General features: G+C 62.4%; 13 protein-coding genes. 2 read left to right on the top strand and 11 right to left on the bottom strand.

Annotated elements, in window-relative coordinates; translation table 11 throughout:
- Position 1: 1 nt before the first annotated feature.
- The 11 genes from AC07SI_RS04390 to arnC form a co-directional block, all read right to left on the bottom strand.
- Entirely contained in the window at positions 2–1,105 is a 1,104-nt protein-coding gene (locus AC07SI_RS04390; RefSeq protein ID WP_120448631.1) for an enoyl-CoA hydratase/isomerase family protein, read from the bottom strand.
- A 142-nt stretch (positions 1,106–1,247) separates the two neighbouring features.
- Positions 1,248–1,958 carry an HPP family protein gene (locus AC07SI_RS04395; protein ID WP_106803824.1) on the bottom strand — a complete coding sequence of 237 codons (711 nt, stop codon included), beginning with the start codon at positions 1,956–1,958 and terminating at the stop codon, positions 1,248–1,250.
- A 183-nt stretch (positions 1,959–2,141) separates the two neighbouring features.
- On the bottom strand, positions 2,142–2,381 hold the full coding sequence (locus AC07SI_RS04400) for a type VI secretion system contractile sheath small subunit (protein ID WP_348775363.1): 240 nt from the start codon (positions 2,379–2,381) through the stop codon (positions 2,142–2,144).
- A 208-nt stretch (positions 2,382–2,589) separates the two neighbouring features.
- Positions 2,590–4,212 carry an ArnT family glycosyltransferase gene (locus AC07SI_RS04405; protein WP_495005210.1) on the bottom strand — a complete coding sequence of 541 codons (1,623 nt, stop codon included), beginning with the start codon at positions 4,210–4,212 and terminating at the stop codon, positions 2,590–2,592.
- Between the two features lie 3 nt (positions 4,213–4,215).
- Positions 4,216–5,595, bottom strand: a complete 1,380-nt coding sequence (locus AC07SI_RS04410; protein ID WP_065905348.1) for a UDP-glucose dehydrogenase family protein — start codon at positions 5,593–5,595, stop codon at positions 4,216–4,218.
- Positions 5,592–5,993 carry a 4-amino-4-deoxy-L-arabinose-phosphoundecaprenol flippase subunit ArnF gene (gene arnF / locus AC07SI_RS04415; RefSeq protein WP_106803828.1) on the bottom strand — a complete coding sequence of 134 codons (402 nt, stop codon included), beginning with the start codon at positions 5,991–5,993 and terminating at the stop codon, positions 5,592–5,594. Before arnF ends, AC07SI_RS04410 begins: the two co-directional genes overlap by 4 nt.
- Entirely contained in the window at positions 5,990–6,337 is a 348-nt protein-coding gene (gene arnE / locus AC07SI_RS04420; protein ID WP_065905342.1) for a 4-amino-4-deoxy-L-arabinose-phosphoundecaprenol flippase subunit ArnE, read from the bottom strand. The genes arnF and arnE overlap by 4 nt, the downstream gene beginning before the upstream one ends.
- A complete protein-coding gene (gene arnT / locus AC07SI_RS04425; RefSeq protein WP_065905340.1) occupies positions 6,334–7,989 on the bottom strand; it encodes a lipid IV(A) 4-amino-4-deoxy-L-arabinosyltransferase in 1,656 nt (551 codons plus the stop codon). The genes arnE and arnT overlap by 4 nt, the downstream gene beginning before the upstream one ends.
- Positions 7,986–8,870, bottom strand: coding sequence for a 4-deoxy-4-formamido-L-arabinose-phosphoundecaprenol deformylase (gene arnD / locus AC07SI_RS04430; protein WP_495005211.1), 885 nt, complete (start codon positions 8,868–8,870; stop codon positions 7,986–7,988). The genes arnT and arnD overlap by 4 nt, the downstream gene beginning before the upstream one ends.
- On the bottom strand, positions 8,870–10,861 hold the full coding sequence (arnA, locus tag AC07SI_RS04435; protein ID WP_065905336.1) for a bifunctional UDP-4-amino-4-deoxy-L-arabinose formyltransferase/UDP-glucuronic acid oxidase ArnA: 1,992 nt from the start codon (positions 10,859–10,861) through the stop codon (positions 8,870–8,872). The genes arnD and arnA overlap by 1 nt, the downstream gene beginning before the upstream one ends.
- Complete coding sequence (gene arnC, locus AC07SI_RS04440; protein WP_065905334.1) at positions 10,858–11,895, bottom strand: undecaprenyl-phosphate 4-deoxy-4-formamido-L-arabinose transferase; 1,038 nt, start codon at positions 11,893–11,895, stop codon at positions 10,858–10,860. The genes arnA and arnC overlap by 4 nt, the downstream gene beginning before the upstream one ends.
- Before the next feature lie 412 nt (positions 11,896–12,307).
- On the opposite strand from arnC, the gene AC07SI_RS04445 reads away from it, so the two are divergent.
- On the top strand, positions 12,308–13,120 hold the full coding sequence (locus tag AC07SI_RS04445) for a M949_RS01915 family surface polysaccharide biosynthesis protein (protein WP_495005212.1): 813 nt from the start codon (positions 12,308–12,310) through the stop codon (positions 13,118–13,120).
- Positions 13,121–13,228: 108 nt separating this feature from the next.
- Positions 13,229–14,143, top strand: a complete 915-nt coding sequence (locus AC07SI_RS04450) for a site-specific integrase (protein WP_495005213.1) — start codon at positions 13,229–13,231, stop codon at positions 14,141–14,143.
- The last annotated feature ends 30 nt before the right edge of the window (positions 14,144–14,173 follow it).

Genomic DNA, 14,173 nt, shown 5'->3' on the forward strand with positions numbered 1-14,173 from the left:
CTTAGTTCGCAACCTTCTCGAAGTGATGGAAGAAGCTCTCGACATGGGTCTTGTCCAGGCCGTGCAGCGTGGGTGGATTCCAGCGCGGGGCCTTGTCCTTGTCGATGATCAGCGCACGAACGCCTTCGATGAGGTCGCCGCGTTCAAACCACTGGCGGTCAAGGTGCAGTTCCAGGGCAAAGCAGCGCTCCAGCGGCAGGCGCCGGCCGCGACGCAGCATTTCCAGGGTCACGGCCATGGCCAGCGGCGAGCGGGTGTGCATCAGTTGGGCGGTAGTGAGTGCCCATTCATGGCTGTCGGCGACTGTCACCTGCTGCAATTGCTCGACGATACTCGGTATATCCGGCAGGCCGAAGAAATGGTCGATGGCCGGGCGCAAGGCGGCCAGCGGCGCGTCGGGCAACTGTTGCACGGCGAGTTTGGCCAGTACGCCCTGCAGGTCCTTGAGCGGCGACTCGTGCCATTGCAGGCGGTCGAGCTTGTGGTCGAGGTCGGCCAGCTTCGCGCTGTCCAGGTACCAATCGGCGAGGCCGCAGTAGAGGGCGTCGGCGGCGCGAATCTGCACGCCGGTGACGCCGAGGTAAATCCCCAGCTCGCCGGGAATGCGCGGCAAGAAGTAGCTGCCGCCAACGTCCGGGAAGTAACCGATCGCCACTTCCGGCATGGCCAGGCGGCTGCGCTCGGTGACCACGCGCAGATCCGCGCCCTGCACCAGGCCCATGCCGCCGCCGAGGACAAACCCGTCCATCAACGCGAGGACAGGTTTGCGGTAATGGTGGATCGCCAGGTCCAGCGCGTATTCCTCGACGAAGAAATCTTCGTGCAGGGTGTCGCCGTTTTTGAAACTGTCGTAGAGGGAGCGAATATCACCGCCGGCGCAAAAGGCCTTTTCGCCGGCGCCGCGCAGCACCACGGCATGCACCTGCGGATCGTCGGCCCACGCCTGCAGCTGGCGGGCGAGGCTGCGGACCATGTCCAGGGTGATGGCGTTGAGGCCGGCAGGGCGGTTGAGGGTAAGGTGGCCGATGTGGTTGCGCACTTCGGCCAGGACGTCGTCTTGAAGGATATCGGCGCTGCTTGCTTGGTTTGAAACCTGAGCAGTCATCTGTAACTCCCTGCTTTTATTGTTCTTTATCAAGAGGTTCAGCGAAGAACCATCTCGCGATCGTACCAGTGCAAATTTGCCCAGTACAACCTTCAATCATGCAGGTCGTTTTTGCATTTATGCAGCAGGCCGCGTGTCTGCGTCAGGGGATGCGGCTGGCCAGGACTTCACCAATACTGCGGCGCCGTGCGTGGGTTTCGGCGGCGTGGATCAACTGTTCCAACTCGCTGGGGGCGACATCGTAGAACTGCTCCATGTCGGCCAGCGCGAGCTTCAGGTCGGCAGCGGTAATGGCCGGGTCTTGAGCGGCCTGGGTGTCTGGCAGGACCACCGCGGGAGCCTCGACGGCGCCCTTGGGGTAGCGGGTGCGCGTGGCATTGTTGTAGGCCAGTGCACAGGCGAGCAGGGCGCCGGCACCCAGCAACACCGCGCCCATCTCATGCCAGCCGAGGGCGGCCGAGGCCGGGTCGGCCAGTACCAGGGTCATGGCCAGGCCACCGGCAGGTGGATGCAGGCAGCGTAGCCAGCACATCAACACCACCGTCATGCCCGCCGCCAGGCACGCACCGCCCAGGGTGCGCCCAAGGACGCGGGCCACCAGCAAGGCCACCACGCCGGCACACAGGTAGCTGCCGATGATCGACCAGGGTTGCGCGAGCGCGCCGGATGAGACCGCAAACAACAACACCGCCGAGGCCCCGAGTGGCCCCAGCAGGTGCAGGGCCACGTCCATGCCAAACACTTGGGCACATAACCACACGCTGAACAGCGTGCCGAGCGCCATGCCGATGGCGGCACGACTCCATTCAGTGGGACGGGTATTGATAGCAGCAGGGAACCAGCGAGCGAGCATTGACAGGCATTCCATAAACGACAGGCAAAAAAAAGGCTTGTCTGGTTGCCCGGAAAAGCCCTTTGAAAGTTCCAACATTGGGGGAAGGAACCTGTGCAGTGTGCCGTGCCTGTCGACACCGCGCCAATGCATATTAATGCAGGTTAAATCCAAAAATAATGCAGTTAAATGAGACTGCCACACTTACAAAAGAGGGACCTGCACACTGAGCTTGCCCAGGACGCGATCATCGGTCTCGTCGTTGAACAAGCGTTTTCGCAGATCCGCCTGCAGCCCGGTATCACTGGCAAGCGGGCCCTTCAGCGCCACCAGCGCGTCGCGTAATTCCATCAGCCGCTCCAGGGGCGGGACCGGCAAATAGCCAACGTGAACGAGATCGGGCTCCGGGGTCGCGTAGACGCCCGGCGAAACATCATCTGACACGGCATTGTCCTCTTATTGGATAGGCTGCGGCGTACACCGCGGGCCTACAGCTTCCTTGTTGTTATGCATGACCCGTGGCGGTAAATGATTACCACACATGGCATTCGAGTTTACCGTTGGGTTTCGGGCGCGGGGAAGGGCAATGGTCGCAGCAATTACGCATAGCTGCGTAGGAGTTTTCTGCGTCGGGAGCCCCGACGCAGAGCACTCAAGGGTGTGGGGCCTGGGCCAGGTGCAGCAGCACGTAGGGGTTGCGGTCGAACTCACCGCTCAGGGTCGGCGTGAGGGCGCGAAAGCGCGGGTCTTGCAACCCTTCGAAATCCGCCTCGCTCATCACCAGCCAGGCCGGCCCTTGTATCGGCTTCAGGTCAGCAGGGTTCTGGGTGAACAACGGTACCTGATCGCAATCAAGGTTGACCATGTATTTGATGGCCTTGGCGTCTTTACCCAGGCCGTGCAATACCACGGGCGCGCGCTGCTGCATGACCTGCTCGTGCACCTGCAAGGTAAACGTGCGGGTGTCGTAGAGGCTGCGCTCCAGCGGCTCGACCACGCCGATATAGCTCGCCCACACCGCCAGTACACCGGCCAACGCCGGGCCCAGCGGGCGCAGTTGCGCCTTGAACAACGCCAGCAAAGCCACGACCTGCAGCGCGCCCAGCAGGCCAAACATTGGCCCCAGATGCTCCAGCTGCTGCGGATAACGTGTGCGTGCGAACAGCAACCCGGCGATCAGCAGCGTCGGAAGCAACGTCCAAATGCCCAGCATCAGCCTGCGCAACCCGGCAAACAGCCGACCCTCGGCAACCTGGAACGGATAGGCCGCAATGATTGCCGCCATGGGCAACATCGGCAGCACATAGCGCGCCTTTTTGGCCTGTGGGATCGACAGGCCAAGCATCACCAGCAGGCCGGCGGCCGCGCAGTACAGTACCAACTGCAAGGCCGGCCCCGGCGTACGCCGGCCGCCGAGGGCGATTGCCAGCAGCACCAGCAGCGCCACGGGATAGGCCATGGCGTAATTGCCCAGCGAACTGGTGAAGTAATACAGCACGCCGCTGGAGCCTTCGCTGCCGTCCATGCGCCCCAGGAACTGCATGCGGATCACGTCCTGCATGAAGCTCTCACCGCCGCTGAGCTTGGCCATCAGCAACAGCAGGCCGACACACGCCACCAACAGCGCCAGCGCCAGCAAGCCAAAACTGAACAACTGTCGCCATTGCCGATTGATCAGGTAGTAGCTGCACAGCACGCCGGTGGGTATCACCAGGCCAATCGGACCGCGAATCGCAAAGCCGAGGATCAGCAGCAGGTACAGCCAGTGCAGGCGCTTGCCGGCACCGAAGTGGTCATGCGCGTAACCCAGGTAGAACACCGCCAGGGCAATCGCGGCGAGCATCTGGTCGAGGGATACCGAGCGGGTTTCACTGATGAAGGTACTGCTGAGCAGCAATACCGCGATGCTCAGCAGGCCCCAGTGCCGGGAGTAGGGCGCCGTGAGGCGATACACCAGCACCACGATCGCTGCCGAGGCCAGCGCCGTGGGCAACCAGGCCGTGAGGCTGGTGACCTGGCCCAGGGGCAACGACAGCAACCAGGTCAGCAGTGTCGAGGTGGCCAGGTAATCCGCATACGGCTGCCCGTAGGTGGTCGGGAAAAAGCCCGGCCCATGGCGCAGCATCTCCTGGGCAAACACCACGAAGCGGGAGTCGAAGCCGATAATCGCCTGGTGCCAGCTGCCAGCGATGAATAACGCCAGCGCCAGCAACCCCAGCAGTAGGGATTGGCGGCGAATCGTCGGGCTCAGCAGGGACGGTTGAGCTTTGTTCACGTATCAGGCTTCCACAACCTGTGGCACCCACTGTTGCTGCGGAATCGGCAACTGGCACGAGTCGCCACGGCCCATCGGGAAGTACTGGAAGCCTTTGCGCGCCAGGCGCTCGCCGTCATACAGGTTGCGGCCGTCGAAGATCACCGGGGTTTTCAGGCGCTGGTGGATCAGGTCGAAGTCCGGTGCCTTGAACTGCTGCCATTCGGTGCAGACGATCAGCGCATCGGCGCCGCTCAAGGTCGACTCCGGGGTGCCCATCAGCATCAGGCGCGGGTCATCGCCGTAGATACGCTGGGTTTCCTGCATGGCTTCCGGGTCGAACGCGCGTACGTTGGCGCCGGCGGCCCACAGGGCTTCCATCAATACACGGCTGGGGGCATCGCGCATGTCGTCGGTGTTCGGTTTGAACGCCAGGCCCCAGAGGGCAAAGGTCTTGCCGCGCAGGTTGCCCTTGAAGAACGCGTTGATACGCTCGAACAGCTTGCTCTTCTGGCGCTGGTTGATCGCTTCCACGGCTTCCAACAGGTCACTGGAGCAGTTGGCCTGCTTGGCACTGTGGATCAGCGCGCGCATGTCCTTGGGGAAGCACGAGCCGCCGTAGCCGCAGCCAGGGTAGATGAAGTGGTAGCCAATGCGCGAGTCGGCGCCGATGCCCAGGCGTACAGCTTCGATATCCGCGCCCAAGTGCTCGGCCAGCTCGGCGATCTGGTTGATAAAGCTGATCTTGGTCGCCAGCATGCAGTTGGCGGCATACTTGGTCAGCTCGGCGCTGCGCAGGTCCATGAAGATGATGCGGTCATGGTTGCGGTTGAACGGCGCGTACAGGTCGCGCATCACGTCGCGCACTTCTTCGCGCTCGCAGCCGATGATGATGCGATCCGGGCGGCGGCAGTCGGCCACGGCCGAGCCTTCCTTGAGGAATTCCGGGTTGGAGACGATATCGAACTCCAGGTGCCGGCCAGCCAGGTGCAGGGCCTTCTCGATGTGCGCGCGCAGGGTGTCGCCGGTGCCCACCGGCACGGTGGATTTCTCCACCAGGATCACCGGCTCGATACGGTGGCGGGCCACGGCATCGCCTACCGACAGCACGTATTTCAGGTCGGCCGAGCCGTCTTCATCCGACGGCGTGCCCACGGCAATGAACAGCACTTCGCCGTGTTCGACGGCCAGCTTTTCATCAAAGGTGAAGTGCAGTCGCCCGCTCTCCAGGTTCTCCTTGACCATCGCGGCCAGCCCCGGCTCGAAGATGCTCACATGGCCTTGCTGCAACAGCTTGACCTTGTTTTGATCGACGTCCATGCAGATGACATCGTGACCGACTTCGGCCAATACGGTGGCCTGCACCAGACCGACGTAACCACTACCAAATACACTGATTTTCATGGGGCATTCCTGGGACTTGTAGCGCTAGCACGGCGAGAGTTGATAACCAGCACACCGAGGATGACCAAGGCCACCCCCAGGGTTTTTGAAACCGAAAAGTGTTCGTTGAAGACCGGCAGGCTGGCCGCCAGCAGGTACACCAGCGCATAGCTGATGCTCAGCAGCGAATAGGCCCGGCCCAACGGCAGGTGTTTGAGCGCGCCGAGCCAGCAGAGCATCGACAGCGCATAGGCGAGGATCGCCAGCAGCACCACAGCCAGGGCGCCCAGGTCGATCTGTGCCGTCAGCCATTCGTTGGGCAGCGGCAGGCGCGTCATGCTCCAGCGCATGCCCAGTTGGGCCGCGCTGACCAGTGCGACGCTGCCCAGGGCCAGGGCAAACCCCTGGACCCGGCTCATACGTGACGCCCCAGCAGCACGACGCCGCCGATCACCAGCGCCACGCCCAGCCAGTGACGGCCATCGATGTGTTCATGGAACACAAAACGCGCCATCAGCGTGACCAAGACAAAATTCAGGCTGAGCATCGGGTAGGCGATGCCGACCTCCAGGCGCTGCAGTACCAGCAGCCATACCAGCAGGCCCAGGCCCAGGCACACCAGCGCCGCCCACAGCCACGGCGAGCGCAGTTTCAGCGCCCAGCCGTCCGGTAGGTCGCGCCAGCTTTCCACGGCGAACTTTTGCGAGACCTGGCCCATGCAGGTCAACAGGCAGGCGGCCAATAGCAGGAGGAGGGTGATCACGGCTGCACCTGCGGGAAGATCAGAATCACGATATTGCCTTGCTCATAGCGCTCGCCGTCGGTGGGCAGCAGCGCTACTTCGGCGATTTCATCGTCGCCTTTGACGCGCATCACCACACCTACCGGCCCTTGTTTGCGCGCCTCGCTCATCCATTGCTGGACCTGGCGGGTGTCGACCTTGTGATGCCCGGCATCCGGGTAGGCCAGGCCGTACTTCACTTCGCCGACCGTGTTGTACAGCGTCACATCCGGGCGCTGCAGGCGCCACGCCAGGGCCGATGCCGCGCCGAGGTCGTTGCTGAGCAAGGCCGTGGCCGGGCGCAGTGCCTGCAGGTGGTCGATGATGAATTGATCCGGCGTCTTGTTGTAGACCACCGAATGCGGCAGTGCGGCCGGCAGCAGGGCGACCATCAGCCAGCTGCCGATCACCGGCGCGGCCCACAGGTGCAATGGCCGTGCAGCCTGCAGCAGGTTGACCAGGATCCAGCCGAACAGGAAGACAAACACCAGCACCAGGCTGAAGGTTTCCTGGCCATGTTCGTACAGCGGCTTTTTCAGTTGGAACCAGCTCAGGGCGAGCAATACCACCACGCCGAGAACCAGGTTCAGCCAGCCGTTGAGGCGCAACGCGCGACCGCGGCCCTGGGCCAGTTTATCCGCCAGGGTGTTGCCCATCAGCAAGGCCAGCGGCAGCAGGCACGGCATGATGTAGGAGGGCAGCTTGCCTTTGGCCAGGCTGAAGAAGGCCAGGGGCATCAGCAGCCACAGCAACACAAAGCCGACCTTCGCCGTGCGCTTGTCTTGCCACGCCTGCTTGAGGGTGGACGGCAGCAGGGCGACCCACGGCAGCGAGAACGCCACCAGCAGCGGCAAGTAATACCAGAACGGCTCGGCATGCTGGGCGTCGTCGCCGGCAAAGCGCTGGATATGCTCGTGCCAGAAGAAGAAATTCCAGTAGTCCGGTTCCTGCAGGTGCACGGCCAATGCCCACGGCACGCTGACCACAATCGCCACCGCTACGGCGACCAGGCCATAACCCAGCAGTTCGCGAAAACGCTTCTGCCAGATTGCGTAGGGCAGGGCGATCAACACCGGCAACAGCCAGGCCAGGAACCCCTTGGTCATGAAGCCCATGCCACATGCCAGGCCCAGCACTGCCCAGGACCACAACCGGCCGCTGCGCGTGGTGCTGTCGAAGCAAAACCACAGGGCCACACCGGTGAGGTTGACCCAGAAGGTGAACTGCGGATCCAGGTTGGCATAGCCGCCCAGGGCTGCGACGCTGACAAAGCTCATATACAGCACGGTGCTGATCAGGCTTTTTTGCGGGTCATTCCACAACCGGCGTGACACCAGGTACACCAGCAGGATGCTCAGGCCGGTGCTCAATGCCGACGCAAAGCGCACGCCGAACAGGTTCTGCCCGAAGATCGCCTGGCCCAGCGCGATCATCCAGTAGCCGGCCGCAGGCTTTTCGAAATAGCGAATACCCATGAAGTGCGGCGACGCCCACTTGCCGGTCAGCAGCATTTCCTGGCTGATCTGCGCATAGCGGGTTTCATCCGGAATCCACAGGCCGTGGGTGGCCAGCGGCAGCAGATAGAACACGCCGAACGCCAACAGGAGCAGGGGCAGGGCCCAACGGCGGATCATGCCTGTTGCACTCCGAGCCAACCCTCACGGCCGCTCAGGGCGCCGCGCACCAGCTGTTGCTGGGGCAGGGTGGTGACGTCGGCAGGCAGCAACTCGCCCAGCGGTTGGAAATCGATGCCGCGCTGCCCTGCCTGGGCCAGCAACTGGCGAAAATCATTGGCCATCAGAATCCCTTCTACTTCTGCGTGGATGGTGTAGACGTTGAGCTTCGACTCCGCGAAGCGCTCGAGGATGTAGCTATTGAAATCCTTGGCAGCCACCACCGGCCCGACGACTTCGTCGAAGGTCGGCAGGTCGACCGGAATCTGTGGGGTGCCCGCGCTGCCATCGGCCAAGGTTGGCCTGAACAGGCTGGTGCCCCGACAATCACTGTTGTAGCGGAAGTTGAACCCTTGCTTGGCCTGCACCACGCGTTCATCGGCGCGCCAACCGGCGGCCGCGGAACAGTCGATGCGATCACCCAGGATATCGCTCAGGGTGTCGACGCCGCGCCGAATCTGCTCGACCAGCTGCGCGTCGCTCCAGCGCCCTGTGTTGGCCTGCCAGCCATGGTGATCCCAGGCATGCAGGCCGACTTCATGGCCGGCGGCCTTGGCCTGGCGCATCAAATGCCCCAGGTCACGGCCGATCGGTTTGCCCGGCCAGGCAGTGCCGGCGAGCAAAATATCCCAGCCATACAGGCCGGCAGCGTTGGAACGCAGCATCTTCCACAGGAACTGCGGGCGGATCAGGCGCCACAAGTGGCGCCCCATGTTGTCCGGCCCGACACTGAAGAAGAACGTCGCCTTGACCCCGGCTTCATCCAGGGATTCGAGCAGCCGCGGCACCCCTTCACGGGTGCCACGGTAGGTGTCGACGTCAATGCGCAAGCCTGCCTTCATTACTTCTTGTCCGCGATTTCGAGCATGGCTTCACGCAGGAAGAAGTCCAGGGTGTTACCGATGGTCTCGCTCATCTCCACGGTCGGCTCCCAGTTCAGCAGGCGCTTGGCGTTTTCGATGCTTGGCTTGCGGTGTGCCACGTCCTGGTAACCGGTGCCGTAGAACGCCTTGCTCTCGACGTCGCGGAAACCGGCGAACGGTGGGAAGTTGCCACGCAACGGATGCGCTTCGAACTGACGCAGCAGCTCTTCGCCCAACTGGCGGATGCTGGCTTCGTTTTCCGGGTTGCCGATGTTGATGATCTGGCCGTTGCAGACATCGTTATCGTTATCAATGATGCGCGCCAGGGCTTCGATGCCGTCGGCGATGTCAGTGAAGCAACGCTTTTGCTCGCCGCCGTCAAACAGGCGGATCGGCGTGCCTTCCACCAGGTTGAGGATCAACTGGGTGATCGCGCGGGAGCTGCCGATACGCGCCGAATCCAGGCGGTCCAGGCGTGGGCCCATCCAGTTGAAGGGACGGAACAGTGTGAAGTTCAGGCCCTTGGCGCCGTAGGCCCAGATCACGCGGTCGAGCAGTTGCTTGGAGACCGAGTAGATCCAGCGCTGCTTGTTGACCGGGCCGACCACCAGGTTGGAGGTGTCTTCGTCGAAATACTGGTCCTGGCACATGCCATAGACTTCGGAGGTCGACGGGAAGATCACGCGCTTGTTGTACTTGACGCAGTAGCGCACCAGCTTGAGGTTTTCCTCGAAGTCCAGCTCGAACACGCGCAGCGGGTTACGCGTGTATTCGATTGGCGTGGCGATGGCCACCAGCGGCAGGACCACGTCGCACTTCTTGATGTGGTACTCGATCCACTCGGTGTGGATGCTGATGTCGCCTTCCACGTAGTGGAAATTCGGGTGGCTGCGCAGGCGCTCGATGGCGTCGGAGCCGATGTCCAGGCCGTAGACTTCGTAGCGGTCGTCACGCAGCAGGCGCTCGGACAGGTGGTTACCGATAAAGCCGTTCACACCGAGGATCAGCACGCGGGTACGGCGCGGCTTGCGGCCGGACTCGGCGCCACGCAGCACGGAGCCGTCGACCAGGCCGAGTTCATTGGCCAGGGATGGGCCAGCCAGGTACAGGCCGTTGTCATTGCGCTGGCCGAACTTGACCACCAGCGAGTCTTCACCACAGGCGATGCGCAGCGGGTTGACGCTGATCACGCGGCCCGGCGCCAGGCCTTCATTGCCCTTCACCACCTCGGCCTGCCAGACGATCAGCTTGTGCTCGCCCACGGCGCAGAAGGCGCCCGGGTACGGTTGGGTCACGGCGCGGACCAGATTGAACAGTTCTTCAGCCGGCTTTTTCCACTCCAGCTTGCCGTCGGCAGCGGTGCGACGACCGAAGTAGGTGGCCTGGCTTTCGTCCTGGGCGGTTTCAGTCAGCTTGCCGGCGGCCAGTTGCGGCAGGGCATCACGCAGCAGGTTGCTGGCGGCGTCGCGCAGTTTGGCGTGCAGGGTCAGGCCGGTGTCGGTGCGCTCGATGGCGACCTTCTGCTGGGCCAGGATCGCGCCGGCATCGGCACGCTTGACCATGCGGTGCAGGGTCACGCCGGTTTCGGTTTCGCCTTTCACCAGCACCCAGTTGGCCGGTGCGCGGCCACGGTATTTGGGCAACAGCGAACCGTGCAGGTTGAACGCGCCTTTGCTGGCGGTGGCCAACAGGGCTTCGCTCAGCAGGTTGCGGTAGTAGAAGGAGAAGATGAAGTCCGGCTTGAGCTTGGCAATACGCTCGATCCACAGCGGGTGGTTGGCGTCTTCCGGCGCGTGCACTGGAATGCCGTTACGGGCGCACAACTGCGCGACGGAACCGTAGAAGTTGTTTTCCTTGGGGTCGTCGGCATGGGTAAACACGGCAGCAATGTCGTAGCCGGCAGCCAGCAGGGCTTCAATGCCTGCACAGCCAATATCGTGGTAAGCGAAGACAACGGCGTTTGAATTCATGACGAAACCTGATCGGAAGGAGAAGTAGAAGTGGTATGGGAAGACACCAGGCCGTCGACGACGACCACGGGTGCCGGTGCTGCCGGTTGGTTGCGCAGCACTTTTTCAATGAAGAACCGAGGGCGGGCACGCACGTCGCTGTACATGCGGCCCAGGTATTCACCCAGAAGGCCCATGCCGATGAACTGGCCACCGGTGAACACGAACAGCACGGCGAACAGCACGAACAGGCCATCACCGGCCCAGTCGGCACCGAATGCCAGGCGCATGACGATCAACGCGAAGGCGAAAAAAACGCCCAGTGCCGCCAGGCTGAAACCGACGATGGACAGCAGCCGCAGCGGAGTGGTGGTCATGCAGGTCAGCAGGTCGAACATCAGGCTGATCAGGCGCATGGCGCTGTATTTGGATTCGCCGTGCTCGCGCTCGGCGTGGTGCACCAGGATCTCGGTGGTGTGGCGGGCAAAGCCGTTGGCCAGGATCGGAATGAAGGTGCTGCGCTCGCGGCAGGCAAGCATGGCGTCGACGATGGTGCGCCGGTAAGCGCGCAGCATGCAGCCGTAGTCGGTCATGGCCACGCCGGTGGAGCGTTGCACCGCCAGGTTGATCAGGCGCGACGGCCAGCGGCGAAAGGCCGAGTCCTGGCGATTGTTGCGCACGGTGGCAACCACGTCGTAGCCCAGCGCGGCTTGTTCGACCAGGCGCGGGATTTCTTCGGGAGGGTTCTGCAGGTCGGCGTCGAGGGTAATCACCACCTCGCCCCGGCACTGCTCGAAACCGGCCATGATCGCGGCATGCTGGCCGTAGTTGCGGTTGAGGATCACCGCGACCACCTTGCTGCCGTCTACGGCGGCAGCGTCTTCCAGCAGTTGGGCCGAATTGTCGCGGCTACCGTCATCCACCAGGATGATTTCGTATTCGTAGGCCAGTTGCTGGCACGCTGCGGTGGTGCGACGCAGCAGTTCAGGCAGGCTTTCTTGTTCGTTGTAGACCGGGATGACGATCGACACGCAATGAATAGGGTAGGGTTTCAAAGATTCATGACCTCGGGGGTTAGCGCAACTTGGAGCGTGAAAACATCAATAAACAGTGGGCAAACGTCTAGACCGTAGAATCAGGGACGGTGCTAAAGGTGAAGCGTAATCAACAGGTTAGACGGTGTTGCGCAATTTGCTATTAAGTTTCACGTTCAAGATTAAGCGCAAAAATGTTGAACAGATATGAAAGGCAGATGAAAAACTCGTTTATTTGACAGGTAGACAGCTAGGGTTCAGCTAAACATCCACGGCGTTGTCCGTTGAATTGGCTGGCGAAATAGGAACGGCCGCGCAGGTGTTTGGTTCAACGCAAACGTGCGCCCTGCGCGTTGGCACTTTATTCAAGAATCTTCTCTGCAATGCGCCCCAAGTGCCGGTAAAGTAAGCCGTCTCTTGCCAGGGTGATCGGATGAATAGCGTGCAGCTTTTACGCGGCCAGTTGCGGCCAGTGTTGATGGGATTGTTGATGACCGTGGCGTGCGTCACCACGGTGCGCGCCGACGACGGCGTGGCGCTGACCAGCATCGACCAGGTGCCGGACGGGGTGGAAGTGCGCGGCAAGCAGATCGCCGCGTATACCTGGGACGATCGCCAGGGCAAGAACCTGCTGGTGCTCGCCGAGCAAGTCAGCGAGCGCGACGATGACGGGACCCAGTCGGCCTTCGTCTACGCGGCTCAGTACCTGATCGATGGCAATCGCCCCAAACGCGTGTGGATGCTCTACGACGACGTGCAGCACTGCGAATTCGATGCCGCCCTGCGCTTCGACCGGGAGGCGACCAAGGTCACCGACCTTGCCGGCGATGGCATCACCCAGGCGACCGTGGGTTACTCGCGCACCTGCACCAGCGACGTCAGCCCCAATGAATTCAAGTTGATCATGCACGTGGGCAAGTCGCAGAAGTACCGCCTGCGCGGTGTCGACCGGGTCGGCGCCAGTTGGTGGGACGAAGAAGCGGGCGCCCTGCGCGGCATGCCGCTGCCCAAGGATTGCAGCGTGGCCGGCCAGCAGGCATTGGTCAGCCAATACAAGGAGCAAGGCACCGAGTTGCCCTTGCCGGGTTGCTATGGCGATGAGAAGGATTTTGCCAAGGCCCCCGAGGCGTACCTGACTTTTATGCGCCAGCACTGGTTCGCGCTGATGCAGAAGCAGGACACGGATTGGAGTCAGACCCAGACCCAACCGCAAGACCCCACCGAGGATGACGACAGTGCCCCGTGATGTGGTGCGAGGGCTCCTGCTGGGGTAGACTCAGGCCTCGCCAATTCACTAAATACATCGATTAAACAATGGCTTGGTCGAGGTATTTAATCCAAAGGCTGATCTACCTTGACTGAGTCTATCCGCAACCCGCTGACCCTTTACCTCACCCGCCTGGCGCCCTCCAGCCAGTTGACCATGCGCTACGTGCTGCAGGACGCCGCCGACCGCCTGGGCTTCGAGGACATCAACCTCGAAGACATCGACTGGCACCTGCTGCAGCCTGAACACGTGATCGCCCTGGTCGCCGCCTTGCGCGAGGACGGCTACGCGCCCAACACCTCATCGTTGTATGTGAACGCCGTGCGCGGGGTGATGAACGAGGCCTGGCGCCTGAGCCTGATCAGCCAGGAACACCTGCTGCGCATGCGTACCGTCAAGGCCGCGCCCGGTACCCGCCTGGGCCAGGGGCGCAACCTGCGACGCACGCTGATCCGCGAACTGATGGAAGTCTGCGCCGCCGACCCACGCCCACAGGGCCTGCGGGACGCGGCGGTGATCGGCATCCTGTACGGCTCGGGCATGCGCAAGTCGGAGTCGGTCAACCTCGACCTGGCGCAGATCAATTTTGCAGAGCGCAGCCTGCGGGTGATCGGCAAGGGCAACAAGGAGCTGGTCAAGTACGCGCCGGACTGGGCCTTCGCCAAGTTGCAGGCCTGGCTGGCGTTTCGGCGCGAGCAACTCAAGGAAGGTGAGCAGGACGACAGTTTCCTGTTCAATCGCATCCGTCGCGGCAGCCATATCACCCGCGAACGCATTACCAAACATGCGATTTACTACATTGCCCGCCAGCGCGGCGAGCAGGTGGGCGTGAAGATCATGCCCCACGACTTCCGGCGCTCGTTCATCACGCGGGTGATCGAGGAACATGATCTGTCGATCGCACAGAAGCTCGCGCACCACACCAATATCCAGACCACCGCCAGCTATGACGTACGTGACGACAATGAGCGGCGGCGGGCGGTGGATCGGTTCGATCTGTAGAGCGTTTTTTGTGGGAGCCGGACTTGCCCG

The organism is Pseudomonas sp. GW821-FHT05D12 (genome assembly GCF_059419825.1).